General features: G+C 39.8%; 24 protein-coding genes and 1 other RNA gene. 14 read left to right on the top strand and 11 right to left on the bottom strand.

Annotation, left to right across the window (positions count from 1 at the left end; all coding sequences use genetic code 11):
* Nucleotides 1–4: 4 nt before the first annotated feature.
* Nucleotides 5–1,837, bottom strand: coding sequence for a T9SS type A sorting domain-containing protein (locus ALE3EI_RS11880; protein ID WP_186988936.1), 1,833 nt, complete (start codon nt 1,835–1,837; stop codon nt 5–7).
* A 189-nt stretch (nt 1,838–2,026) separates the two neighbouring features.
* Between ALE3EI_RS11880 and ALE3EI_RS11875 the strand changes: the two genes are divergently transcribed.
* Nucleotides 2,027–2,584 (top strand): Smr/MutS family protein, encoded by a 558-nt coding sequence (locus tag ALE3EI_RS11875; RefSeq protein ID WP_186988934.1) that lies wholly within the window; start codon nt 2,027–2,029, stop codon nt 2,582–2,584.
* Here the strand turns inward: ALE3EI_RS11875 and ALE3EI_RS11870 are convergent.
* Nucleotides 2,581–3,459, bottom strand: coding sequence for a hypothetical protein (locus tag ALE3EI_RS11870; RefSeq protein ID WP_186988932.1), 879 nt, complete (start codon nt 3,457–3,459; stop codon nt 2,581–2,583). The two genes, ALE3EI_RS11875 and ALE3EI_RS11870, sit on opposite strands and share 4 nt — an antisense overlap.
* A gap of 87 nt (nt 3,460–3,546) precedes the next feature.
* Between ALE3EI_RS11870 and ALE3EI_RS11865 the strand changes: the two genes are divergently transcribed.
* Nucleotides 3,547–4,695 (top strand): cysteine desulfurase family protein, encoded by a 1,149-nt coding sequence (locus ALE3EI_RS11865; RefSeq protein ID WP_186988930.1) that lies wholly within the window; start codon nt 3,547–3,549, stop codon nt 4,693–4,695.
* Here ALE3EI_RS11865 and ALE3EI_RS11860 read toward each other — a convergent pair.
* On the bottom strand, nt 4,692–7,181 hold the full coding sequence (locus ALE3EI_RS11860) for a TonB-dependent receptor plug domain-containing protein (protein WP_186988928.1): 2,490 nt from the start codon (nt 7,179–7,181) through the stop codon (nt 4,692–4,694). The two genes, ALE3EI_RS11865 and ALE3EI_RS11860, sit on opposite strands and share 4 nt — an antisense overlap.
* A gap of 15 nt (nt 7,182–7,196) precedes the next feature.
* Nucleotides 7,197–8,879, bottom strand: coding sequence for a M23 family metallopeptidase (locus ALE3EI_RS11855; protein ID WP_186988926.1), 1,683 nt, complete (start codon nt 8,877–8,879; stop codon nt 7,197–7,199).
* A gap of 149 nt (nt 8,880–9,028) precedes the next feature.
* Between ALE3EI_RS11855 and ALE3EI_RS11850 the strand changes: the two genes are divergently transcribed.
* The 4 genes from ALE3EI_RS11850 (at nt 9,029) to rny (ending at nt 11,396) form a co-directional block, all read left to right on the top strand.
* Complete coding sequence (locus ALE3EI_RS11850; protein ID WP_186988924.1) at nt 9,029–9,319, top strand: hypothetical protein; 291 nt, start codon at nt 9,029–9,031, stop codon at nt 9,317–9,319.
* Between the two features lie 6 nt (nt 9,320–9,325).
* Nucleotides 9,326–9,616 (top strand): cell division protein ZapA, encoded by a 291-nt coding sequence (locus ALE3EI_RS11845; RefSeq protein WP_186988922.1) that lies wholly within the window; start codon nt 9,326–9,328, stop codon nt 9,614–9,616.
* Nucleotides 9,617–9,670: 54 nt separating this feature from the next.
* A non-coding RNA gene (ssrS, locus tag ALE3EI_RS11840) (6S RNA) lies at nt 9,671–9,778 on the top strand.
* Between the two features lie 52 nt (nt 9,779–9,830).
* Entirely contained in the window at nt 9,831–11,396 is a 1,566-nt protein-coding gene (gene rny / locus ALE3EI_RS11835) for a ribonuclease Y (RefSeq protein WP_186988920.1), read from the top strand.
* Nucleotides 11,397–11,401: 5 nt separating this feature from the next.
* Here the strand turns inward: rny and ALE3EI_RS11830 are convergent, their stop codons facing one another.
* Nucleotides 11,402–12,349 (bottom strand): aldo/keto reductase, encoded by a 948-nt coding sequence (locus ALE3EI_RS11830; protein ID WP_186988919.1) that lies wholly within the window; start codon nt 12,347–12,349, stop codon nt 11,402–11,404.
* An 86-nt stretch (nt 12,350–12,435) separates the two neighbouring features.
* Nucleotides 12,436–13,338 (bottom strand): site-specific tyrosine recombinase XerD, encoded by a 903-nt coding sequence (gene xerD / locus ALE3EI_RS11825; protein WP_186992367.1) that lies wholly within the window; start codon nt 13,336–13,338, stop codon nt 12,436–12,438.
* A 107-nt stretch (nt 13,339–13,445) separates the two neighbouring features.
* Between xerD and ALE3EI_RS11820 the strand changes: the two genes are divergently transcribed.
* The 5 genes from ALE3EI_RS11820 (at nt 13,446) to aroQ (ending at nt 16,624) form a co-directional block, all read left to right on the top strand.
* Entirely contained in the window at nt 13,446–13,991 is a 546-nt protein-coding gene (locus tag ALE3EI_RS11820; protein ID WP_186988917.1) for a porin family protein, read from the top strand.
* Between the two features lie 321 nt (nt 13,992–14,312).
* Nucleotides 14,313–14,882: a porin family protein gene (locus tag ALE3EI_RS11815; RefSeq protein ID WP_186988915.1), complete on the top strand. Its 570-nt coding sequence runs from the start codon at nt 14,313–14,315 to the stop codon at nt 14,880–14,882.
* Between the two features lie 110 nt (nt 14,883–14,992).
* Nucleotides 14,993–15,532: a porin family protein gene (locus tag ALE3EI_RS11810; RefSeq protein ID WP_186988913.1), complete on the top strand. Its 540-nt coding sequence runs from the start codon at nt 14,993–14,995 to the stop codon at nt 15,530–15,532.
* Between the two features lie 98 nt (nt 15,533–15,630).
* Nucleotides 15,631–16,119, top strand: a complete 489-nt coding sequence (locus ALE3EI_RS11805) for an outer membrane protein (RefSeq protein WP_186988911.1) — start codon at nt 15,631–15,633, stop codon at nt 16,117–16,119.
* Between the two features lie 67 nt (nt 16,120–16,186).
* The gene (gene aroQ / locus ALE3EI_RS11800) at nt 16,187–16,624 is read left to right on the top strand and encodes a type II 3-dehydroquinate dehydratase (protein WP_186988909.1); all 438 of its coding nucleotides are present in this window, start codon (nt 16,187–16,189) and stop codon (nt 16,622–16,624) included.
* A 32-nt stretch (nt 16,625–16,656) separates the two neighbouring features.
* Here aroQ and lpdA read toward each other — a convergent pair whose 3' ends face one another.
* From lpdA to ALE3EI_RS11780, 4 genes are all read right to left on the bottom strand, one after another.
* The gene (lpdA, locus tag ALE3EI_RS11795) at nt 16,657–18,033 is read right to left on the bottom strand and encodes a dihydrolipoyl dehydrogenase (RefSeq protein ID WP_186988907.1); all 1,377 of its coding nucleotides are present in this window, start codon (nt 18,031–18,033) and stop codon (nt 16,657–16,659) included.
* Between the two features lie 123 nt (nt 18,034–18,156).
* A complete protein-coding gene (msrB, locus tag ALE3EI_RS11790; RefSeq protein WP_186988905.1) occupies nt 18,157–18,561 on the bottom strand; it encodes a peptide-methionine (R)-S-oxide reductase MsrB in 405 nt (134 codons plus the stop codon).
* Between the two features lie 2 nt (nt 18,562–18,563).
* Nucleotides 18,564–19,055 carry a peptide-methionine (R)-S-oxide reductase MsrB gene (gene msrB, locus ALE3EI_RS11785; RefSeq protein ID WP_186988903.1) on the bottom strand — a complete coding sequence of 164 codons (492 nt, stop codon included), beginning with the start codon at nt 19,053–19,055 and terminating at the stop codon, nt 18,564–18,566.
* 3 nt (nt 19,056–19,058) lie between these two features.
* Nucleotides 19,059–19,571 (bottom strand): collagen-like protein, encoded by a 513-nt coding sequence (locus ALE3EI_RS11780; RefSeq protein ID WP_186988901.1) that lies wholly within the window; start codon nt 19,569–19,571, stop codon nt 19,059–19,061.
* A gap of 211 nt (nt 19,572–19,782) precedes the next feature.
* On the opposite strand from ALE3EI_RS11780, the gene ALE3EI_RS11775 reads away from it, so the two are divergent.
* From ALE3EI_RS11775 to ALE3EI_RS11765, 3 genes are all read left to right on the top strand, one after another.
* Nucleotides 19,783–20,607 (top strand): M48 family metallopeptidase, encoded by an 825-nt coding sequence (locus ALE3EI_RS11775; protein ID WP_394367132.1) that lies wholly within the window; start codon nt 19,783–19,785, stop codon nt 20,605–20,607.
* Nucleotides 20,608–20,676: 69 nt separating this feature from the next.
* The gene (locus ALE3EI_RS11770) at nt 20,677–21,996 is read left to right on the top strand and encodes an MFS transporter (protein ID WP_186988899.1); all 1,320 of its coding nucleotides are present in this window, start codon (nt 20,677–20,679) and stop codon (nt 21,994–21,996) included.
* A 49-nt stretch (nt 21,997–22,045) separates the two neighbouring features.
* Entirely contained in the window at nt 22,046–23,443 is a 1,398-nt protein-coding gene (locus ALE3EI_RS11765; protein ID WP_186988897.1) for a DUF6252 family protein, read from the top strand.
* Between the two features lie 77 nt (nt 23,444–23,520).
* Here the strand turns inward: ALE3EI_RS11765 and ALE3EI_RS11760 are convergent, their stop codons facing one another.
* A complete protein-coding gene (locus ALE3EI_RS11760) occupies nt 23,521–24,252 on the bottom strand; it encodes a head GIN domain-containing protein (RefSeq protein WP_186988895.1) in 732 nt (243 codons plus the stop codon).
* Nucleotides 24,253–24,264 lie beyond the last annotated feature (12 nt).

The following is a 24,264-nucleotide window of genomic DNA, read 5'->3' as shown; positions in this document are numbered from 1 at the left end:
AGGATTATCTTTTATTATGAACTGTTACTTTATAGTCCACTACTACGTCTTCTTTGGTTGTCAATTTTACCAAATAGATACCGTCACTAAGATTCGCTGTAGAGAAAGCATATCTACTGCTGTCTCCCAGATTCTTCTCATGAATAACCAGCTTCCCGGCCATATCGTAAACGCTTGCATCTTTTAATGTATATCCCTCTGGGTTGCTAATCTCAAGCTGTGTAGCCGGATTATTCTGGAAAACATCTACATTTTCAATGATAGATTCACGAATTAACGTTTGTTGATCTGGTTCCGCACTTGCAGATATATCAGATCCGTTTGTGAACACGATATAAAAACGGTTCTCATAAACACCCGGATCTAAATTCACATCTGCAGAATAACCTTCAGTAATTCTTTGTCTTAAGTTGGTAGCTGCATCAAGCAAATAGGCTCTTTGATTGGTGTTAATTCTTTCAACCGCTATAACCTCTAATTTAGTAAATTCGTTCGCTATTTTAACAGTCAACGGAATCACCTTTGAAACTTCAAATGGTACGGTATTAATGACAAACGGCTTGATTTCAGAATTAAAAGTAACAGGGAAAAAAGCATCTGAAGTTGCATCTGCCGGACTACGCCCGTCATATCCACGATCGAATCCATCGGTAGATTCCGGAGAAAATGCCAATACCAACTGACGCGTATGTGACTCTCCGAAGATCGTATTAATTCTATAATGCGGAAGTCGGTTATCTGCCGGTCTTATAGATGGTTGTGTATTTATTCCTGTAACAGGATCACCGGTGACCGGATTTCTGTACTGTGAATTATTAGCAGCTCCTTCAATTATATATCGTCTATGGCTATTTCTGAATGTGATATCTCCTGTACCATCGGCATAGATCATAAACCCCTGTCCTACAGGTGAGAATCTTCTTTGATAGGAATTTCCGGTTCCAGTACTTCCTCCAGATGGGTTACCACCTGCGTCATAATTAAGGAACACAGCAGGAACATATGTCCCTGGGTTTGTTCCATTAGGATCACTTGCTCCCGGAACCCAAGTGCCATAACCTCCTTTGTTTGCAACAAAAAGATGAGAATTAATAGTTCTATCTTCATCCCAGAACCAGAATTCATTTATCTCATTATTTCCAGGTTCATAAAAAACCCGATTCAGGTCTAATGCTGAAGGGTATGGATTACCGGACAATGTATGTGCATTATTTATTACCGCAACAGTGATATCTCCATTATTGGGTCTTCCACGGAAATCATAGATCTGATTGTGATTTGTTGTACCAAGACCTTTCATAGTAAACCCTAGCCCTGGATCTACAATATAATTGTTATTAATGGATTGCCAGTTGTTAACACCTGCAGGATGCTTATAGAGCCATCTGCGTGAAATACGCATAGGTGAAACCGTTCCGTTGTGAGCAGCGGTGGTTGTAGCTGCAATTGAATTTGTCACGCTCAATGAGTCGTGAATACGTAAGATCCCAAAATTTTCATTTCCACTCGCGCCCAATGCCTGATTTCCAACAGGAGATGACCAGAAGGAATAATCCCAGGCGTCATCCGCCGGGGCATTTTGCATAATTGAAATATACCCGGTACCTGAATTCGCAGAAGAAGTACTTCCTTGAATTAATTGCGATTGGTTTCGCAAATAGATACTTGCTCGAGTCGTGCCGGCGTTGTTTTCAACCAGATTCACGTCCTGTTCAACGAATAAAACTTCGTCATTAACATAAACATACGAATCTGTAGCGCCGTTGGGGGTAACGTAAAGCTGAGCTATAGAGCTAACCGAAGTTATCAACATAGCAGAAAGTAGTAGGTTTTTCATATTTTTGATCTTTGTTTTAGCCAACCTTTGGGGAATTAGCTTTAATTATAATAGGTAAATTTAAAAATTATTTTGAATTATTATAGCTAATTGCATGAAAATCATACAATTTTAGCTAAAGTATACTTACAAATTATCCTACAAATTTACAATAAAACGAAGGAATTTTCCTAATAATTAATAGTTTATATGAAAATTGGAGATCGCGTAGAAGTCGTTGATGATGCTGTATCGGGTATCATTACTGGTGTTTCAGAAAATAATGTTACCATTAAAACAAATGACGATTTTGAGCTCCAATACCCTAAAAATGAGTTGGTAGTGATTCCAAAAGCTCTTGAAGCGGATAAAAATTTTTCAAAAGATCTTTTGAAGAATATGGCCGAAAAAGTGGAAAAAAGACCAAAAAAGGTAAAAAGAGTAAAACCTAAGGAGCGAAATCTCCCGCCAATGGTAGTTGATCTCCATATTCATCAACTAGTTAAGGATGATCGAAATCTCAGTAATTTCGATATGCTCAACATTCAAATCGATACTGCAAAAAGGCAATTGGATTTTGCAATTAAAAAACGTATTCAGCGCGTTGTTTTTATACACGGGATAGGACAAGGCGTACTTCGTGAAGAATTGGAATATCTGTTTAGAAGATATGACCAATTAAAATATTACGATGCCGATCTTCAAAAATATGGAAGAGGCGCCACCGAAGTATATATTTTTCAGAATACATCTCCTTCAGAACATTAAAATTCAGGCGTTACCAGAATTGTAGTGTCCAATACATTCTGCTTTTCACCCATGTCTAAAGATTCCTGACTTATTTCTTCATTTCCGTTCGAAAGCACAATATTAGAAAGTATCAACGCTATAGAACTTACCAGATTATAAGAGTGTTCTCTGTATTCATCGACAATTGTCTCATCTGCCACAGCCGGATTGAGGTAATCCGGACCTGAATTTCCGGTAGTGTCATTGGTGGGGTCAAGATCCATGTTTCTGTCCTCGTATCGAGTGAGCACCCCATCACCATCATCATCTGTGTCCAGGTAATCGAAGATTCCGTCACCGTCGGTATCCTTTGGGGATGATGGATCAATCCCTACTTCAACACTGGTAGGTACATTATCACCATCGTCATCGAAATCGTAGTAATTCGGAATTCCATCCATATCCAGGTCACCAAAACCTTCTTCCATTTCGTTTTCGCTATCTTCAAAATCCACCAGATCATTATCGTTTAAAAGCGTAGTTACGAAAAGTGTAGCTATTCCTGATTCTCCAAGATAATCTACCGTTACTTCGGGATTGGTAGGAGGTATGTTGCTGCAGAAATAACTATTAGTAGGACTTGAGGTATAACGCCTGTAGTTAACAAAATGTGTAGAACCGTCCAACACGGTAATTATAGTGTCGTTCTCAAGAAACAAGTTGTTTGTCGTTCCTATCTGTAGTGAAATACTTTCAGAAGTTGTAGCATTTATTTTGAAAAACACATAGCCGTCAGCACCACTGCAAAACTCAAGACTTTCGTCATCGAAATCGAAGGAAGTGAGGATGATGTCGCCATCATCACAAGCTCCAAAAAAGGCTATAGCCATAAGTAAGAAAAGTGCTTTTTTCATATAGAATTTCTCAGGGATTACAAAGTAACACATTTCTTTATAATTGGTAGGGTATCAAATATAATTTAATCTGTATTTTTGCAACATATGAAAAAAGTCTATTTCGATAGTGCTGCCACAACGCAGCTTCGCAGTGAGGTTATTCGGTGCATTACCGAAGTTCTTAAGACAGAATTTGGAAACCCCTCATCTACCCACTCTTATGGTAGGTCATCTAAATCATTACTTGAAAATGCAAGGAAAGAGATCGCTGCTTATTTAAAAGTATCTGCCTCCGAAATTATATTTACATCCGGAGGAACTGAAGCAGATAATTTAGTATTAAACAGTTGCGTCCGGGACCTTGGAGTGACTAGAATTATTTCAAGTAAAATTGAGCATCACGCAGTCCTGTATACTATTGCGCAATTAGAAGAGAAATACGGCATTGTTGCCGAATATGTTAATCTTGATGATTGTGGAACAATCGATTATGAGCATCTCACTAAATTATTAGATGACAAAACACATAAGACTCTGGTATGTCTAATGCATGTGAATAACGAAATAGGGAATATACTCGATATCAAACGTGTTGCCGACCTATGCAAAGCTCACGATGCCTTGTTTCATAGTGATACCGTACAATCTATAGGCCATTTTGATGTTGATTTTTCTGAAATTCCTGTAGATTTTGCCGCTGTCGCAGCACATAAATTTCACGGACCAAAAGGTGCCGGATTTGCTTTTATACGAAAAAATACCGGTCTAAAACCGTTAATTTTTGGTGGAGAACAGGAACGTGGGATGCGAGCAGGAACCGAAGCTGTATACGCTATCGCAGGTATGGCCGAAGCCCTGAAGATCTCCTATCAGAACCTGGAAAAGGAGAAAGCTTATATTACTGATCTAAAAGATTATTTTAAAACGCAATTGATCGAACACATCCCCGGGGTGAAATTCAATGGAAATTGTGATGATAACGTAAAAAGCACGTATACTTTGTTAAATGTTTGTCTTCCTATTTCTCCCGAAAAGGCAATGATGTTATTGTTTCAGTTGGATCTAAAGGGTATTGCCTGCTCTAAAGGCAGTGCCTGTCAGAGCGGAAGTAACAAAGGATCGCATGTTCTAAGTGAAATACTTTCCGAAGAAGATATGCAAAAACCCTCCATTCGGTTCTCGTTCTGCAGCTTTAATACCAAAGATGAGGTTGATTATGTAGTCGCGGTACTTAAGGATTTTATCAATTCTTAAAACTTCATAGTTACCCGTACATTATAGACTCTAGGGGTAAGAAAATTTGGTATTGAATACTGAACCTTAGTATACACATCTCTCACAAAGGTATTTGTGATCGAGTTTCTTACGTCGAAGATATTAAAGATCTCAGCACCAATGGTGAGTTCCTCAAATGGTTTCAGAAGTCCGCTGTCACTCAATTTATCGCTGTTTACTATTACGTACGATACCCCAAGATCGGCCCTTTTATAATCGGGCAATCGGGTTTGAAAATCGTAGGGATCTGCATAGCTTGGTGATCCCCCGGGTAATCCGGTGTTATAAACAAGGTTCAGATACATTTTAAGATCGGGGATAACTTTTACGTAGTCCTGAAACAACACCCCAAACTTCAGCCGTTGATCCGTTGGCCTGAATATATAACCTCTGTCTTCTATATTTTCTTCGGTTTTAAGATAGCCGAAACTCACCCAACTTTCTGTTCCGGGAACAAACTCTCCTGCCAGTCGCAGATCGAGTCCATAGGCGTATGCGACCGCGTTATTACGGGCCCGATATCTAATTCTAACATTTTCCAATGTGTACGGGTTAACATCAGTAAGATGCTTGTAATACAATTCACTGTTTAATGTAAACGGTCGGCCCCAAAGATCAAAGCTATAGTCGTTCCCAAGTACTATATGGACCGATTGTTGTGCTTTTACCCCAGGACGTACGGCGCCGGTAGAATCTCTTAACTCCCTGTAGAACGGTGGTTGGTGATATAACCCTCCAGAAAGCCTGAATAGCATATCCATTTCCCAATCGGGTTTTAATGATACTTGCCCTCTCGGACTAATGGTGGTTTGCGAGGTGCTTTCAATACCATCACCGCTAACAGTCCAGTTATGTGCACGTACTCCTGCATTTAGCCAGAGATCGCTATTACCAAGATTGCTCTTTTTACTCCATTGAGCATAACCTGAGAAACGATCGATCTGGACATTATTTGTTGCCCTAATATCGGTATAAGGAACAATGGGTGATGTAAAAGGATTGTACGGCTGATCATTAGCAAAATCGGATAGGGGCGGTCGAATGGAAAATCCGGCCGAATCGATGATCTCGTATTCCTGTACCCGGTCGCGAATATCTTCCCGCGTATATTTTATTCCGTATTCTATAACTGCAGCATTGGGATCTACTTCTTCTGACTTCAGTTTATAGATTCCTTTGTGTTCTGCATTTATGATCAAGGCATCCAGATCATTTCGTGCGTGCGTTAATTGAGATCCTATCCCTTCAGTAAACTCGACTTCTCCAAGATTTTCATCTCCTATATTGGTGTTTACTTCACCTAAACGGTATTGTGCCAAGATATCGAAGTATTCCTGCTCTGTAGTCTGATACAGCGAAGCGATAAATTTTGTAGTGAATTGATCGTTAACCACATACGTTCCTTTTAAAGCACCGAAATAAGTATTGTAACGGTCTTTTTCTTGTCCTTCATAAAACACAAGTAAGGCTACCGGATTGGCTAGAGTTCCAAAATTGGTTTGTCGTGTTAATGGCTCATAATCATATTGGTTTACAGAAATATTTCCCAAAAAACCGAGTTCGAATTTATTCGAAAACTTATAAGTGAGATAGGTTTGTGCATCTCCAAAACGCGGCTGAAAATTTGTTTCGGTTTGCTTTGCATTTACAAAAAGACTGTTATCCCGATATCGAAGTCCAACAATACCGCGTAACCTCTCATTTGGCGAAATACCCTCTACCGAAGCACTTGCGCCTAATAGGCTAAGATCGGCAGTGGCTCCAAAACTTACCGGTCGGCGATACTCAATATCAAGAACTGAAGATAATTTATCTCCGTATTTTGCCTGAAATCCTCCAGCCGAGAAATCTACAGATCTTGTGAGGTCACTATTCACAAAACTTAACCCCTCTTGCTGCCCGCTACGTATTAAAAATGGTCGATAGACCTCGATCTCGTTTACGTACACCAGATTTTCATCGTAATTTCCACCACGCACTGCATATTGAGTGCTTAGCTCATCGTTCCCGCTAACTCCTGGGAGCGTCTTAATTAAGTTCTCCACTCCGGCATTAGCACCGGGTAGGGTCCTGATGGTTTCCGGAGCGATGGTTAACACCCCTGTTTCATCAACCCGACTGCGTTTTCTGCCGGTAATAGTAATCGTTCCAATTTGCTCAACACTAATTCTCATCACAGGATTAAACTCATATTCCTGATTGGGTTTCATATTGAAAGTTTGTTGGATATTGCTATGCCCAACATGTGAAAACGTTAAAATAACGTCTTGATTGGCGGGAATTTCTAGTATAAAATAACCGTCGAAATTTGTAATGGTTCCGCCGCCGTCATAAGTAACATTTACGCTCGGGACAGGTAGGTTCGATTCGTCGAGTATTACTCCCTTAACTGTGGCATTTTGTGCCAGAAGACCGGTTGACAATAATAAAAAGAGGAGAAGTAAAGGTAAAGATGTAGTTTTCAAAAGCTATACTTAGGGTTATTTTCTGAAAAATGTTGCTTCAAATGTAGCACTATTTCCCACATTATCTACAACAATTACTTTCAAATTGTTCTCAGTTTCGTTTACTACAGCATCATCAAAATCATAAGTTAGAACGTCGGTTTTATAATTATATTCCATTAGAATAAACTTTCCGTTAACCGTTGCTCTATACGAACTTATTCCGCTAAGGTCATCTTCAATCTTTATTTTTAAAGTCTTATTACTGCTTATCCATTTGTCATTATCAAAATTTACCGGCTTGATCCAAGGAGCGGTATTATCACTTACCAGTGTATACGTGCCAAAAGTTCTTGTTCGGGTCGATAATTTGCTTCCACTTCTGCTTGTACTGTTGTAATAGGGTTCACCGCGGTAATTTAAGCGACCAATATAAAGCCTGTCGAGATCTTCAGGTCTGTAATTCTCGGCATCTACAGTGATGGTAATGTTCTTATGAATGGGAACAAGGTCATCATGAAATTTGAGCGTATCACCTACTGCTTCAATTTCCAGATAAGCGTCTTCATAAAGACTACCGGCAGGAATATAAATGTTAAATTTACCTTTGGTGATAGAGGTAGCTTCTTCAGCCTTAACAAAATCGAGGGTTGTATCCAAAGGTCTGGGTTCAAGAATATCTTCCTTTACCCCTTCAATTGGGACGGTAATTTCAACTTTATTGCCTTTAAAATCGGTTACTTCAATGTGATAGGTAGACGTAAAACCGTTGAGAACTGTGGTATAACCGGATTCATTTTCAGCATTAATAATACTGAGCGGATTGTTTTTTTCTCTGAATAACTTCTGAATCCGACTTTTATTCGACATATAATAATTGTAATCAATAAAGCGATTGAGATAGCGTGTCTCATCGAAAGAAAATTTTTCAAAAAGCACGTCAAAACTAGGTTGGCCGTTAAAGGTGGATTTAATTCGGTATACCCCATTTTTGTTAGATGCACCATTTTGCTGGTCATACGTCGACACTCCGAAACCAAGTTTTCCGCATGCTTTTATTTGTTCTGAAACATAGTTGCCGTCTTTCTGTCTGGTTAATCGAAGTTTTAAGGGGAGCTGCGACTGATTTACATGAGCGTCTTCCCCTATTGGATATACATGCACACTATTGATCAAAGGTTTCTTGGTGTCCGGGATATCAATTCCAAATAGCAACGGATTCATAGGTCTCGAAGCACTGTCTCTAATCTCAAAATGTAAATGGGGTCCGCCACTACTACCACTGTTACCTGTGTAACCTATAAGTTCACCTTTTTTTACTACCAATTCGGAAGACTCCGGAAAGAGTTCAATTTCGAAGGTTTCCTTTGAATACTGATTCCGTTTTACGTATTCTTCTATAGCGCCGGCATATTTCTGAAGGTGTGCATATACCGTGGAATAACCGTTAGGATGCTTAATATATAAGGCTTTTCCGTAGCCATAATGTGCAACTTTAATTCGGTTTACATACCCATCTGCAGGAGCATAAATGGGAATGCCTTCTTTTTGCTGGGTTTTAATATCCAGTCCACTGTGGAAGTGATTACTTCTCAACTCGCCAAAACTTCCTGAAAGGATCAATGGAATGTCCAGTGGATTGCTGAAATAATCCTGAGGAACTGAGGTTTGAGCGGAAGATAATCCCGTGAAAAATAGAAATACTAGTACAAGCCGCATACTGCAAAAAATTAATATTCGTTATAGATAAAGGGAAGTCGCACTTTTTATTGTGACCGGGATTCAATAATACAAAAAATAATAGAAAAGTGTTGGCTTATTTACTCCCGTGTGTTAACTTTGTGAAGAGAGTATTGAAATAAATTTTAATGAGCGAACTTTCAGAAATTGTTGATTCTCTTGAAAATAGGATAAGTAAGTTACTTCATCGTCACGAAAAACTGAAACAGTCCAATCTTAAATTAGAAGAAGAATTAGATCGATTGAAAGTTGAGCAGGGTCAATTTCAGAGTGAGATTGACGAACTGCGTGAAAAATGCAGCTCATTGAAGTTGGCAAATTCAATGCTTGGCAGCGACCAATATAAACGAGAAACAAAACTCAAAATAAATGCTTTAGTTCGGGAAATTGATCTGTGTATAACCCAACTTTCCGAATAAAACAACATGTCGAACCCGCTTAAAATAAAACTATCGATCGCAGACAGGGTGTATCCGTTAACGATAAATCCGGAGCAGGAGGAAGGCCTTAGAAAAGCCACGAAGAAGATCGAGGAAATGATAAAGCGATTCGAGAAAAGTTACGCCGTAAGGGATAAGCAGGATGTATTAGCCATGTGTGCATTACAATTTGCGGCCCAGGTGGAGCAAAAATCAATTGATAAGGAATCTGATACACAATTTGTGGAGGATAAATTGAATGCATTAAATGATTTATTGCAGGATCACTTATCATAACGTTCTTTAAAATAAAAAAAGGTTACTGCCTACATTAATACTATTTTTTGGTAAACTCAACACGAATTCTTTAAAAAGGGTGAGTTAAAGTTGTAAAAGCGAGCCGTCTTTGAGCGGATACTTGACCAGCTTGTTAGCCCTAAACTTGTTTTTAAGGAGTTTATTCAAAATGCAATTATTAATGTAGGCTTTTTTATGCAATAAATTAAGCAAAATGGATAACATAATTACACTCATTATAGCCTCGGTAGCGGGAGTAGCGGTTGGATTTTTAATTGCTAAATTTTTTGAGAGAAACAATGCCTCTCAACTCATTAAGTCGGCCAAAAAAAATGCCGCATCAATAATAAAAGAAGCCAATTCAGAAGCAGAATCAATAAAAAAAGATAAAATACTTCAGGCAAAGGAAAAGTTTATTGAGCTAAAATCGGAGCACGAAAAGGTGATCCTTAGTCGTGATAAGAAAATATCTGAAGTTGAAAAGAGAATCCGGGATAAGGAATCTCAGATTTCCAGCGAACTGGCCAAAACCGCAAAACTGAACAGTTCCCTAGAAAAGAAAAGTGCAGATTACGACGAACGGCTTAATTATCTTGAAAAGAAGCAATCGGAAGTAGAAAAGCTACATCGCAGTCAGATCGAGCAGCTTGAAGTAATTTCAAGTCTTTCTGCCGAGGATGCCAAAGCACAATTGATAGAAAGTCTTAAGGAAGAAGCTAAAACTGGCGCTATGGCTTTCGTGCAATCTTCGATGGAAGAGGCTAAACTTACCGCCCAACAGGAAGCAAAAAAGATCATTATTAACACCATTCAACGAATAGGTACCGAAGAAGCTATAGAAAATTGTGTTTCGGTTTTTAATCTCGAAAGCGATGATGTGAAAGGCCGAATCATTGGTCGAGAGGGAAGAAACATTCGGGCCATTGAAAACGCAACCGGTGTTGAGATCATTGTTGACGATACTCCGGAAGCCATAATCCTTTCCTGTTTCGATTCGGTGCGAAGAGAGATTGCGAGACTTTCGCTCCACAAGCTGGTTACCGATGGTAGAATTCATCCCGCACGTATAGAGGAGGTTGTAAAGAAAACTACGAAGCAAATAGAAGAGGAGATCATTGAAGTTGGAAAGCGAACCGTGATCGATCTTGGAATACACGGACTCAACCCCGAACTCATAAAAGCTGTTGGAAGAATGAAATATCGTTCTTCATACGGCCAAAATTTGTTGCATCACTCTCGAGAAGTCGCAAGACTTTGCGGTGTAATGGCTTCTGAATTAGGATTGAACCCAAAATTGGCAAAACGAGCTGGATTACTGCATGATATAGGTAAGGTGCCTGAGACTGAAACAGAAGTACCTCACGCTATATTGGGAATGCAGTGGGCCGAAAAATACGGTGAAAAGCCCGATGTATGTAACGCTATAGGTGCTCATCACGACGAAATTGAAATGACCAACCTGCTTTCACCTATAGTACAGGTGTGCGACGCGATTAGCGGAGCGCGACCCGGAGCCCGACGACAGGTTCTGGATTCGTACATTCAGCGACTTAAGGACCTGGAGGATATCGCCTTTGGTTTCAATGGTGTAAACAAAGCCTATGCTATTCAGGCAGGACGTGAACTTAGAGTTATGGTGGAAAGTGAAAAGGTGAGCGACGAAAAAGCAGCGCAGTTGTCTTTCGAGATCTCACAAAAGATTCAAACCGATATGACCTACCCCGGACAAGTAAAAGTGACCGTGATACGAGAAACCAGAGCCGTTAATATTGCTAAATAGAAACGCTATTCGTCGTAGATATTCTCATACCCCTTTTCGGGAGCTTCAAAGAATTTTCCTGTGATAAAACGGTAATTCTTGTCCAGACTGGCTATCTTCGACATATCGTCATTATCCAGCTCAATATCCGCTGCTTTAAAATTAGCGATTATATGTTCCTTGGTCGTCGATTTAGGGATCACGGCGGTTCCTCTGTGTAAATGCCACGCGATTAGTACCTGTGCCGGAATTCTATTGTGTTTTTTGGCAATTTCAGCAATCTCCTGAAGTTCCATTAGACTTGGCTCATCATCAGCTTTCATCTGCGATTGTCTGTCTCCCGATCCTAATGGAGAATATGCGGTAAGCAGAATATTGTGATCCTTGCAATACTTCAATAGCTCTTTTTGCTGAAGTAGCGGATGTAACTCCACCTGATTCATTTCGGGAGCGAGGGTTGCCTTCGAAAGTAAATCGGCTAACTTCTGTTTACTGAAATTTGAAACCCCAATATGTCGCGCAAGTCTGTTATTTTTTGCTTCCTCCATCTTTTTCCAGGTTTCAATAATAGGAACCTCTTCCAAAGAAAGATAGTCTGAAGGAGTTTTTGGGAAATTAGTTCCATGTTTAAAAGCGACCGGCCAATGCACGAGGTATAGATCGAGATAATCGAGTTTCAATTTTTGTAAGGAATCCTGAAGTGCAGGTATTACTTCACTTTCCCGATGAGCATCATTCCATAATTTAGAGGTAATAAATACATCTTCGCGAAAGATATTTCCTTCAGAAAATACTTCTGAAAGGGCTTCCCCAATAGTTTCTTCATTTCCGTAGACTGATGCGGTGTCAATGTGTCTATACCCTGCATATAAGGCTTCTTTTACCGCATTTTTCACTTCATTTCCGGTGGCCTTCCAAGTACCCAGTCCAATCCCGTGAAAAGTATCGCCGTTGTTAAATTTTAATAATTTCATAGATTTTTTCTTTTAGCACAAATTACAAAACGCAGTATGGCAAAAAAAAGAGCTTGCATACTTTAGCGTTTTTTTAACCTATAGAATTAGAGGTCCTTCCGGGGATGGTACTGGTTGATTACTTGGGTTAAATGGGTTGTGTCTATATGGGTATAGATCTCGGTAGTGGTAATGCTTTCGTGTCCCAGCATTTGCTGTATTGCCCGTAGATCGGCTCCGTTTTCCAGAAGGTGGGTGGCAAAGGAATGTCGAAACGTATGCGGACTAATATTTTTTCGTATGCCCGCTTTTTCGGTAAGTTGTTTCACAATGGTGAATATCATTGCTCTGGTTAATGGTTTTCCGCGCCTATTGAGGAATAAAATGTCTTTAGCGCTGGGGTGTATTTCCTGATGTACCCGAATCTCTGTCCGATAAATATCGATGAATTTCATGGTGACATTACCAATAGGAACAAATCGCTGTTTATCACCTTTGCCCGTCACTTTTATAAATCCTTCGTCAAAAAACAGGTCGGATATCTGCAAACCTATCAATTCCGAGACCCGTAATCCACAGCCATACAGCGTTTCAATTATAGCGCGATTTCGCTCTCCCTGTGGTGCGCTAAGATCAATTACACCTAAAATATCGTCGATTTCTGACAGTGTTAGCGTATCGGGAAGCTTTCTCCCAAGTTTTGGGCTTTCAATGAGTTCGAGTGGATTGGTACTTCGGTATTCCTCAAAGATCAAATAATTAAAAAATCCTCTTAAGCCGGAAATGAGTCTGCTTTGTGTCCGGGGATTCACTTGCTTCGCCATAGTGTAAATAAACTGCTGAATTTCTTCTTCAGAAATTTGATCGGGAGAAACCCGGATGTCATTTTTATCCAACCAACCGATCAGTTTTTTTATATCATGCGAGTAGTTATATACCGTGTTGTCTGAAAGTCCTCTTTCAATTTTAAGATAATTTTGGTAATCCTTTAGCGTTTGTTGCCATTTCATAATGCTATATTCGTTCATTAGAATCTAAAATGCAACTTGATATATTTTGGATAGTTGTAATAGATGACAAGGTTAAAAATATATTCGTCTAATAAAAAAAATTAAACATGAAAAAAATCATTTTAGGAATTTTTGCACTTCTTCTATTCGGAAATGTTTCCGCTCAAGGGCTTGATCTGGGGGTTAAAGCCGGTGTTAACTTCGCAAACATAACCGACGCAAGTGGACTTTCGAACCGAACAGGTTTTGTTGCCGGTGTATTTTTAGGAGGAAAATTGAACGATAATATCGGGATTCAGGGGGAATTACTGTACTCACAGCAAGGTGCCGAATTTGAATTAGGAGATTTTAATCTGGATTATGTGAATGTACCCATCTTGTTAAAATATTATGTGAAAAATGGTCTTAACCTTCAGTTGGGGCCTCAATTTGGAGTTATTGTAAATGATGAAGCAAGAACCGTAGTAGGCGAGGTTATTGATGATATTGCTACGAACGATTTTGATATTGCCGGTGTAGTGGGCATTGGATATGATATTCCACTTGGTTTAAGAGTTAGCGGGAGATATCAGTTTGGACTCTCCGATGTACCGGAAATGGGTAAAGGAAAGAACAGCGTGGTAACCTTGGCATTGGGATATTCGTTCCTGTAATACCATGAGTAGAGACTTGTAAAGACGGCAAAACTGCCGTCTTTTTTGTTAATAACCCTGTTGAGAAATAGGGCAATTGCACTATAGTCTTGATACTTAAATAATTGTAGTTTTAGTGTATAAACCTTAAAACTTATAGATATATGCTAAACTAATGTTCTTAGAATGAATATAAATAATCCATAAAATCGGATTTATCGTTCTATTTTATCGTTGAAAATCAGGGTTTTGTGATTATTTTACATTAAAATGTTAATATAAACCGGCGTATCAATTAGTTATTTTACTAGTTTTACGCCATTAACTAAACACTTAAATATTATGAAAAAACTATTTTTATTAGCCGCAGTTGCCATTTTTAGTCTTTCGACCATGAATGCTCAAGGTGGTGTACAATTTGGTGCCAAGGCAGGTGCTAACTTTTCAAGTTTGAATGGAGATGATGCAGATGCCGGAGATCTTAATGGCCGTACAAATTTTCACGTAGGTGGTGTGGTCAATATTGGAATTAACGAGTGGTTTGCAGTTCAGCCGGAATTAATTTATTCCTTACAGGGTTATGAATATGATATTCTAGGTGAAAGTGTAACCGGAAGATTGAACTATATTAATATCCCAATTATGGCAGATTTTACCATTGCTGAAGGATTAAGCCTGCAAGGTGGTCCTCAAATTGGTATTAATGTGACCAGCGAAGAAGAAGGATTTGGAGAAACTGAGGATACTGAAGCAGAATCTACCGATATTTCTACCGGTATTGGTGCACAGTATAAGTTGCCAATGGGACTTTTCTTTCAGGCTCGTTATATGATTGGATTTACGGATGTTTTTGACGGAGTAGATGCCAAGAACTCTGTAGTTAGTTTATCTGTAGGTTGGTTCTTTAACTAACCGGTAGTTACGTATATAAATACAAAAGCGGAAGTCTAAACTTCCGCTTTTTTTATTGATGACATAATCTGTTTTTGCCGATGAAAGTGTAATAACCATAAACAGATATTATGAAAAAATTAATCCTATTAACCGTGTTTACGCTATTCACTCTAACGGCATTCGCACAGGGGGACATCCGCTTTGGAGCTAGTCTTGGTCTCAATATTTCCGGAATTAGTGGTGATGACACAGAAGGCACTGAAAGCAGAACCGGCTTCAGAGGGGGAGCAGTAGTAGACATACCCGTTTCAGAAAAATTTGCCATACAGCCTGTAGCGGCTATTTCCATTCAGGGTTGGCGAGACAGCGGATTTGATATTAAAGCTAATTATGTAGTTATTGAAGCAAAAGCAGATTATGAAGTAGTTGAAAACTTAAGCCTTCAGGCCGGACCATTGTTAGGAATCAATATACATGCTTCTGTAGATGGTGACGATATTACCAATTTCGAGAGCACTAATATTGGGGTATTAGTGGGAGCACAATATGAATTTCCTATGGGGCTATTCATAAATCTTCAATACGACAAGGGATTTTCTGACTTAATAAACGGATTTGATGCCAAAAACTATAATTTCAGCGCTTCGCTAGGGTGGTTCTTTAATTAACCTTCAGTTAATAATATTTTTTTAACCGGGAGTGAAATCTTCCGGTTTTTTTATTTTAAAAAAGCTATTTTTGTGGGCATATAAACTCAATGAATGCCATGAAAAAACTAATAATTTTAATGATAGCGCTATTTGGATTTCAATTTTCCAATGCACAAGGATTTGGAGTAAGTATTTCTGCAGGATATCTATCAGAAATAGACAATGCGGGTTATAGTGCAGATATATTGTACCATTTCGATGAAAAATGGGGCCTTGCTACCAACGTTACCATAGCACTTAACGAAATTAAAGAAGATAAACTAACTTGGTTTGCTGCAGATCTCAATGCCCATTATAAGGTTTTTGATGAATTGTATTTGCTCGCAGGTGGAGAGTATCTCTCATCTACCTACACCGACCGAAGTTCCATTGGTGGATTTGTGTTTGGAGAAACGAAATTTAAGGAAACCGATTTTGGTATTAACCTCGGAGGAGGATATAAATATGTTTTGGTTGATAATGTAAGTCTGTTTACTGAAATGAAATACGTTGTGATAGAAACCGGCTATTTCCACGCACGACTTGGAGTGCAGTTCGATTTTTAACATAGGTAAGATAGAATGTAAAACGGCAGACTTCAGTTTGCCTTTTTTTATTATCTATATTTGAAGAATGAAAATCATCATTATAAATGGTCCCAATTTAAATCTTCTCGGAAAAAGAGAGACAGATGTATATGGTGATCTTTCATTTGAAGAATTTTACAATCTCCTTTCTGAAAAACATCCAAATGTCCGATTGAGTTCGTTCCAATCGAATATTGAGGGTGAACTTATAGATAAGATCCAGGAAGTTGGGTTTTCTTATGATGGAATAATATTAAATGCTGCCGCTTACACTCACACATCTGTAGGAATTGGAGATGCGGTTAAAGCCATCACTACCCCTGTTATTGAAGTGCATATATCCAACACTTTCTCAAGAGAGGATTTTCGTCATAAATCCTTTGTCTCTCCTGTAGCAAGCGGTGTGATCATAGGATTTGGTCTCCAAAGTTACGAATTAGCTCTGGTTAGTCTACTGGAAAATAAAAACGCTTCAGAAACCTGAAGCGCTATTTATAAGATCAATTTATTTACTATTTAAAGATGAATAACTTCACCGTAGGCATCTGCAACAGCTTCCATCACAGCCTCACTCATGGTTGGGTGTGGATGTATAGCTTTTAAAACCTCATGTCCCGTGGTTTCAAGTTTTCTTCCAAGAACCGCTTCTGCGATCATATCGGTAACACCTGCACCAATCATATGGCAACCTAACCACTCGCCGTACTTGGCGTCAAAGATCACTTTTACGAAGCCATCCTTCGTTCCTGCTGCGCTGGCTTTCCCACTGGCAGAAAACGGGAACTTTCCTATTTTAAGTTCATAACCCGCCTCTTTGGCTTGTTTTTCTGTCATGCCCACACTGGCAATCTCGGGAGTAGCATATGTGCAGCCCGGGATATTGCCGTAGTCGATAGCTTCTACGTGCATTCCGGCAATCTTTTCCACACAGGTAATACCTTCAGCAGATGCAACATGTGCTAATGCCGGACCCGGAACTACATCACCTATGGCATAATATCCGGGAATATTGGTTTGGTACCAATCGTTAACCATGATCTTATCACGATCTACAACTATACCGACATCCTCCAATCCTATATTTTCTAAATTAGAGGAAATACCAACAGCAGAAAGTACGATCTCTGCTTCCAATGTTTCTTCGCCTTTTTGAGTCTTTACAGTCGCTTTTACTGTTTTTCCTGAAGTATCAAGCTTTTCAACAGAAGAATTGGTCATAACTTTAATTCCGGCCTTTTTAAAGGATCTTTCAAATTGTTTTGAAACTTCTTCGTCCTCTAGTGGAACAAGATTAGGAAGGAATTCAACTATGGTCACTTCAGTTCCCATGCTGTTATAAAAATGAGCAAACTCCACTCCAATGGCGCCACTACCAACAACGATCATAGACTTCGGCATACTTTTTAGCGACATCGCTTCTCTGTATCCTATCACTTTTTTCCCATCTTGCTTCAGATTAGGTAGTTCTCTAGACCGGGCACCGGTTGCAATGACAATATGGTCTGCACTGTATTCCTTTCCGTCTACATCTACTTTTTTACCGGGTTTTAATTTTCCGAAGCCATTGATCACATCGATCTTGTTCTTCTTCATTAAAAACTGAACCCCTTTACTCATTCCATCGGCAACGCCACGACTGCGTTCTATAACTTTTCCGAAGTCACTGCCTGCATCTTTAACGGTAAGTCCATAGTCTTCGGCATGCTTTAAATATTCGAAAACCTGAGCACTTTTCAGTAAAGCCTTTGTTGGGATACATCCCCAATTAAGACAGACACCTCCAAGACTTTCTTTTTCTATGATAGCGGTTTTAAAACCCAATTGTGAGGCTCTGATAGCCGTTACATAGCCACCGGGACCACTTCCTAAAACTATAATATCGTATTTGCTCATTTTTTCAGAATTTAAGACTACGAAATTACAAAATGAATTACGTACGTACCAAAAAAGAAGCACCAAATTCAAAAAGATATCTCAAATTGAAATCTGGTGCTAAATAGGGTATGAAATCAAATGTTATTTGTCCTTGGTGAAATCTACTGAGAGTGAGTTAACACAATACCGCTGCCCCGTCTTTGTGGGGCCATCGTTAAACACATGTCCCAAATGACTGCCACAAGTAGCGCATAGAATTTCTGTGCGCATCATGCCTAAGGATCTATCCTGAATGTATTCTACACTTCCTTCTATGGCTTCATCGAAAGATGGCCACCCACAGCCACTATCAAATTTGCTGTCACTTTTGAATAAGGGTGTATTACAGGCACCACATGCATAAGTGCCTTCTTCAAAATTTAAATTGTAAGCTCCGGTAAATGGCCGTTCTGTACCTTTTTCTCGAAGGATCTTGTAGCGGGCTTCCCCAAGTTCTTCTAACCATTCGGCCTCCGATTTTTGAATGGAATATTTTTTGTCTGCCATTGTCAATTCGAAGTTTTCTTTTTTGCCGGTATAAAATCAAGTGCTGCACCATTAATACAATGCCGCTTTCCCGTAGTTTCACGGGGGCCATCATCGAAAACGTGTCCCAGATGCCCTCCACATACCGCACAATGCTCTTCGGTTCGTCCATAGCCTAGGTTGTAATCTGTAGAAAAATCGACATTTCCTTCAATTTCCCGGTCGAAACTAGGCCAACCCGTACCACTGTCGAATTTATGTTCCCCCTTAAAAAGCGGGGTCTTACAAGCTGCGCAAACATAAGTTCCCGGCTCAAAAATTTTATTGAGCTCACTTGAAAAAGGACGTTCGGTTCCGGCTTCCCGCAATACATAATATTCTTCATCGCTGAGCTGGGCTTTCCATTCGGCTTCAGTTTTGGTGATGGGGAATTCCTTCTGTGCTTTCTTATCCTGTGCCGCCGAATTACAGCTTATAAGCAATAATCCAATAAACACCGTGATTAGGTACTTCATAGTTTAGTTTGAAATGGTTTGAATTTCAGTATTTTCGATTTGCATAGATTTTAATAATTCCTCCATGCTCAATTCACTGTTGGCAAATTCAGAAGGAACCACGGCAATTCGAAATGTTTGGTCGTTGGTGAAGGCCGAACCTAACGTGGACAGATCGAAATTTCCGTCCAAGAACAACCGAACATCTAAAAAGGTATGGTCGAAATTGTAAACCAAAGTTCCCTGATCTACGAAGAAGGTTTGTGGTAATTGACTCCATACATCGATGCTTCCGTTATTTCCGGGAACGACATCTTCGAGCAAATAGACTAAAACTGCATCACTTTCAAAAACCTCAACATTGGAAGGAAAGTTCACCAATTGGCTAAAATTGTTTCCGGGAGTGAAGTCCACAGTAACTTCAAATACCTGTCCAAGGATATTGATACCGGGCTCACCAGGAGGTCCCGGGTCACCTTCACAAGATACAAAAAAGACGGTGGTGGATAACGCTAAAAATAAGAGTAGTTGTTTCATAATATCGTATTGTTTTTTTAGTTCATAGCAAAAGTTGTTCCATCTTCAAAAGAAAGTTGAACTTCCGAAATTAAGACACTTAAACATTTTTTTGGCTTACTTTTTGAATTGTTTAACGAAAAGACCCTCGAAGGTGGATTCATTTATAAATATTTTAAGGGTATTAAGAAAATATATATCTAATTTTATTGAGAAATTAAATCCAACTACTATGAAAATGAAAAAAATACTCTCCGTCCTTGCTGTACTTGTATTTATGGTTGCCTGTACAACAACCAATCCTTTTACAGGGAAACAGACTTTGGCCTTGGTGCCAAATTCGCAGATCTTACCCATGGCTTTTCAGCAATATCAGCAGTTTTTGAAAGAGAACAAGGTGGTGCGAGGAACAGCAGATGCCAGGATGGTAAATAATGTTGGTCAAAAAATTGCTGCAGCGGCAGAACGATATCTAACCGCGAATGGATTTGCGGGATATTTAAAGGATTATCAGTGGGAATACAATTTGGTAGAAGACCCTGCTGTTAATGCATGGTGTATGCCCGGGGGTAAGATTGTGTTTTATACCGGTATCATGCCCATTGCAAAGAATGAGGCAGGAGTCGCTGCTATTATGGGGCACGAGGTAGCACACGCTCTTGCGAATCACGGTCAGCAGCGTATGAGCGCCGCACAGTTACAAACGCTTGGGGCTGTAGCCGGAAATGTGGCATTGGGTAATGACCCGGAAAACCAGGCGATCTTTAATCAGGCATACGGTTTGGGTACCACAGTAGGAGTAATGCTTCCTTTTAGCAGAAACCATGAAACCGAGGCAGATAGAATTGGATTAACCCTTATGGCAATGGCCGGATATGATCCTATTGTAGCTGCAGAGTTATGGGAGCGAATGAAACAACAGGCCGGAGGAGCACCCCCGGAGTTTTTAAGTACACACCCATCGAGCAACACCAGAATCAACAATATTCGTCAGTGGGCTCCCGAAGCCAAAGCAGAGGCTCGTAAATTTGGTGTGACTTCCTTTAGAAAGCAATAGAAATTATCTAATTTTTTACTACTTTAGAATCCCGCTTACAGGCGGGATTTTTTGACCTAACAACCTATAATGGCCAACTTAGTAAAAGGAAGTAAAAAACTACTGAATGCCTGGGCATTCTATGATTGGGCGAATTCGGTATATAGTTTAGTAATTGCATCTGCTGTTTTCCCCATCTTTTATCTAGCATTATTTAATGAAGCTAAGGTAACCACCGTTTCGGTCTTTGGCCTCGAAATGCGAAGCACTCCGCTCATTAATTATACTACGGCTGCTGCGTTTCTTGTGGTTTCAATTATTTCTCCGTTACTGTCGGGAATAGCAGATTATGTTGGCAACAAGAAGACCTTTATGAAGTTTTTCTGCTATTTGGGTGCCTTGTCCTGTGTGGGATTGTACTTCTTCGATCTGGACCATATTTATAGAAGCCTGTTGTTTTATTTTTTCGGACTTATAGGCTTTTGGGGGAGTCTGGTTTTTTACAATTCTTATCTCCCGGATATTGCCATGAAAGAACAACAGGATCGCATTAGCGCAAAAGGGTATTCCCTTGGATATATTGGAAGTGTCTTACTGCTTATTTTCAATCTTATAATGGTGATGAAACCTGAGTACTTCGGACTTGGAGAAGGAGGTGCTGCGAGTATGGAAGCGATGAAGATCTCGTTTGTTACTGTTGGAATATGGTGGATCGTATTTAGTCAGTATTCCTTTTATTTTCTTCCTAAGGGAAATCCCACAGGAAAAAAAGTTAGCAGAAAGATCATTTTTAACGGATTCAGGGAACTAAAGGGTGTTTTTCATTCCCTAACTGAAAACATCAAACTGAAGCGATATCTCGCCGCATTTTTTATCTATAGCATGGCTGTCCAAACCGTAATGTTGGTTGCGACTTATTTTGGCGAACAAGAGATAGCATGGGGTGGAAACGATGAAAAAACCATAGGACTTATATCCAGTATACTTATAATTCAATTGGTGGCGGTTTTAGGAGCTGTACTAACATCCAGGGCTTCAGGCAGGTTCGGGAACATTCCAACATTAATAGTTATCAACTGCATTTGGATCGGGATCTGTATCTACGCGTTTTTTGTGGAGACAAGTCTTCAGTTTTACTGTGCAGCCGGAGTGGTAGGACTCGTGATGGGAGGGATACAGGCGTTATCTCGTTCAACCTATTCGAAATTTCTTCCAAAGACAGAAGATACCACTTCCTACTTTAGTTTTTATGATGTCGCTGAAAAGATTGGGATCGTCGTTGGGATGGTTATTTATGCCACCATAGATCAGATCACAGGCAGTATGCGTAACTCAATCCTCTTTTTAATGATCTTCTTTATAGTGGGTGTTATTTTATTACTTCAGGTGCCAAGAAATCTTCCCGAATAGACAATTTTTACTTATGTTTGCGTTTATTACCAAAGAAACTTACTTATATATGAAAAAAATTCAACTTTTAAACTGGGTGCTTGTCGCTTTCCTTGCCGTTCAGTTTACAGCTTGTGAAGATGAACCTCTGGAAGGAGAATTTCCTCAGGAAGAAGTTAATGAAGCCGAAGAAGGACAGTTTGTCGCTACTATCGCGGGGCAGGCATTTTTAGCTGAAAATGCTACGGCGGTGATGAATGATATGAATGAAATGGTAATTATTGGAACGCGCCCCACAACCGGAGAAACGATCACATTAACTATAGAGAATGCCGCCGAAGGTTCCTTCAATATCACCGCAGGAATGGGTAATATTAATAGTGGTGCGTATCAGGACTCCAATCAAATGGCGAATCCCTACATCTCTGCCGGTTTATTTGGTGGATCGGGTCAATTAAATATAACTGAAATAGATACCGATGCCTTTACCGTGACCGGAACATTTAGCTTTGTAGGTGTTCGTATTCAACTTGACTCTGAAGGAAACCCCGTTATCGATGGAGACGGTAACCCGGTTTTAGAAACTATAACTATTACCAATGGAGGATTTAATTCTATTGAACTGGACATTGATAACAGTGGCGGGCCTGTAGGAACAACTGAAGAATTCTTTGCAAAGGTTGACGATATTGAATTTACTCCCGACTTAATGTTGTCTACAACCAGAGTTGAAATTGGAGGTGAACCGATGATTAACATTGTGGCAGTAAATGCGGCAGGAGATCAGATGCGAATTGATATCCCCGAAAATATTGGAGTAGGTACATTTGCTATGGAACAAATTTCTGATGGTACTAAATTAATTGGATTATTCAATGCTGCCGGTCCCGGGGAAGCGCTGACTTCGAACCCTGGTACCATTACGATCACTCAGCTCAATACCCTTGCCGGATTGGTTGAAGGAACCTTTGCGTTTACGGCAACAGATCCGCTTAATCAGGATCCTGCCGTGGTTCAAATTACCGAAGGTAGCTTCTCCTTACACTATGAAGCCGCTCCTTCTAATCCTAACAACTCTTTTATTGCAGATGTAGGAGGAACAGCTATGGGCGCAGACTTTGTTGATGCCACCGAATTTGATCTTGGTGGAGTTCCCACAGTTACCGTTCGTGGATTTAGCAGTACTACCGGTCAGAATATAGAAATAACATTTCCCAAGGATCTTGCTCCGGGAAGTTATGATTTTGTAAGTGAGCAAATTCCCGGTGAGAGCGTTGCGATCTATCAGGTAAACGTAGGGGGGACTTCTTATACTTCCACCGATGGTGCGATTGTGGTACTTACAAATGACCTATCGACCGGAGGAACTATAAACGCCGCATTTTTATTCTTCGCAGAGGATCTGTCGGGAGGTGACCCACAAACCTATACGATCACTAATGGAGAGTTTACCGTAGAACTGCTTTAAGAATCATAAAGTATTCAATTAAGTAAAAAAGCCGCTAAATATTGATTTAGCGGCTTTTTTATTTCTATGCTGGCTAATTACATTCCTTTTATGGTTCCAGAACCTGAAACCTTGGTGTCTCTAGTGGCCGGATTTCCTGTATAGCGAATGTCCCCCGAACCATTTACTCGCGCCTTTAAATTGTTCTTGACGTTCACTTCGGCATCTCCCGACCCGGAAATGAAGGTATCGGCGTTTTGTGCACTGAGCATCTTTCCTTCAAAATCTCCGCTTCCACTTATCTTTACTTCAAGATCTCCTGTTTTACCACTCAGGATCATATCTCCCGATCCGGTGATCTTAGCATCGATCTCTGACACATCAACATCTAATTTAATGTCACCCGATCCAACGATTGATAGTTCAAGCTCGTTACCGCTAATGGTATTTTTGGTGTCAATATCGCCCGAACCTACTAAAAGTATTTCAGAGATTTCCTGAAACGGTACCGTAACGTGTATACCGTGCTTGGTATTCACGCTGGTATTCTTTTTAATTCGGATCTCGAGTGAATTGCCATCCACTTCGATCTCAACATACTCATGGATGTTCGAATCGGTAGTAACACTAATGTTTCCTTCAGTGCCTTTTTCCAGATGTACATCCATAGAACCGACTACCTTCACTCCGCTGTAATTTGAAGTACTAACGGTCTTCGTAGTGATATTTCCATCGCCTTTTACTCTGGTGTTTTTAAATTGGGCCGTGCTCTCGGTGATCCCAAATAGGATCAGGGCTGCAACGAGAATTGATTTTAGTCCTGTTTTCATAATGTATGTTCG

The organism is Constantimarinum furrinae, from assembly GCF_014295415.1.
Lineage (GTDB): Bacteria > Bacteroidota > Bacteroidia > Flavobacteriales > Flavobacteriaceae > Constantimarinum > Constantimarinum furrinae.
Note: the sequence above shows the minus strand (reverse complement) of the source record. Positions and strands in the feature narration are given on the sequence as shown.

What these genes read in the sequence shown, in the direction of transcription:
- ALE3EI_RS11805 (WP_186988911.1), top strand. Translation starts at nt 15,631, where the DNA reads ATGAAAAAACTAATAATTTTAATGATAGCGCTATTTGGATTTCAATTT.
- ALE3EI_RS11850 (WP_186988924.1), top strand. Translation starts at nt 9,029, where the DNA reads ATGAGCGAACTTTCAGAAATTGTTGATTCTCTTGAAAATAGGATAAGT.
- ALE3EI_RS11880 (WP_186988936.1), bottom strand. Translation starts at nt 1,837, where the DNA reads ATGAAAAACCTACTACTTTCTGCTATGTTGATAACTTCGGTTAGCTCT.
- rny (WP_186988920.1), top strand. Translation starts at nt 9,831, where the DNA reads ATGGATAACATAATTACACTCATTATAGCCTCGGTAGCGGGAGTAGCG.
- ALE3EI_RS11780 (WP_186988901.1), bottom strand. Translation starts at nt 19,571, where the DNA reads ATGAAACAACTACTCTTATTTTTAGCGTTATCCACCACCGTCTTTTTT.
- xerD (WP_186992367.1), bottom strand. Translation starts at nt 13,338, where the DNA reads ATGAAATGGCAACAAACGCTAAAGGATTACCAAAATTATCTTAAAATT.
- ALE3EI_RS11770 (WP_186988899.1), top strand. Translation starts at nt 20,677, where the DNA reads ATGGCCAACTTAGTAAAAGGAAGTAAAAAACTACTGAATGCCTGGGCA.
- aroQ (WP_186988909.1), top strand. Translation starts at nt 16,187, where the DNA reads ATGAAAATCATCATTATAAATGGTCCCAATTTAAATCTTCTCGGAAAA.
- ALE3EI_RS11855 (WP_186988926.1), bottom strand. Translation starts at nt 8,879, where the DNA reads ATGCGGCTTGTACTAGTATTTCTATTTTTCACGGGATTATCTTCCGCT.
- ALE3EI_RS11870 (WP_186988932.1), bottom strand. Translation starts at nt 3,459, where the DNA reads ATGAAAAAAGCACTTTTCTTACTTATGGCTATAGCCTTTTTTGGAGCT.
- ALE3EI_RS11845 (WP_186988922.1), top strand. Translation starts at nt 9,326, where the DNA reads ATGTCGAACCCGCTTAAAATAAAACTATCGATCGCAGACAGGGTGTAT.
- ALE3EI_RS11865 (WP_186988930.1), top strand. Translation starts at nt 3,547, where the DNA reads ATGAAAAAAGTCTATTTCGATAGTGCTGCCACAACGCAGCTTCGCAGT.
- ALE3EI_RS11830 (WP_186988919.1), bottom strand. Translation starts at nt 12,349, where the DNA reads ATGAAATTATTAAAATTTAACAACGGCGATACTTTTCACGGGATTGGA.
- ALE3EI_RS11875 (WP_186988934.1), top strand. Translation starts at nt 2,027, where the DNA reads ATGAAAATTGGAGATCGCGTAGAAGTCGTTGATGATGCTGTATCGGGT.
- lpdA (WP_186988907.1), bottom strand. Translation starts at nt 18,033, where the DNA reads ATGAGCAAATACGATATTATAGTTTTAGGAAGTGGTCCCGGTGGCTAT.
- ALE3EI_RS11815 (WP_186988915.1), top strand. Translation starts at nt 14,313, where the DNA reads ATGAAAAAACTATTTTTATTAGCCGCAGTTGCCATTTTTAGTCTTTCG.
- ALE3EI_RS11760 (WP_186988895.1), bottom strand. Translation starts at nt 24,252, where the DNA reads ATGAAAACAGGACTAAAATCAATTCTCGTTGCAGCCCTGATCCTATTT.
- ALE3EI_RS11765 (WP_186988897.1), top strand. Translation starts at nt 22,046, where the DNA reads ATGAAAAAAATTCAACTTTTAAACTGGGTGCTTGTCGCTTTCCTTGCC.
- ALE3EI_RS11810 (WP_186988913.1), top strand. Translation starts at nt 14,993, where the DNA reads ATGAAAAAATTAATCCTATTAACCGTGTTTACGCTATTCACTCTAACG.
- msrB (WP_186988905.1), bottom strand. Translation starts at nt 18,561, where the DNA reads ATGGCAGACAAAAAATATTCCATTCAAAAATCGGAGGCCGAATGGTTA.
- ALE3EI_RS11775 (WP_394367132.1), top strand. Translation starts at nt 19,783, where the DNA reads ATGAAAATGAAAAAAATACTCTCCGTCCTTGCTGTACTTGTATTTATG.
- msrB (WP_186988903.1), bottom strand. Translation starts at nt 19,055, where the DNA reads ATGAAGTACCTAATCACGGTGTTTATTGGATTATTGCTTATAAGCTGT.
- ALE3EI_RS11820 (WP_186988917.1), top strand. Translation starts at nt 13,446, where the DNA reads ATGAAAAAAATCATTTTAGGAATTTTTGCACTTCTTCTATTCGGAAAT.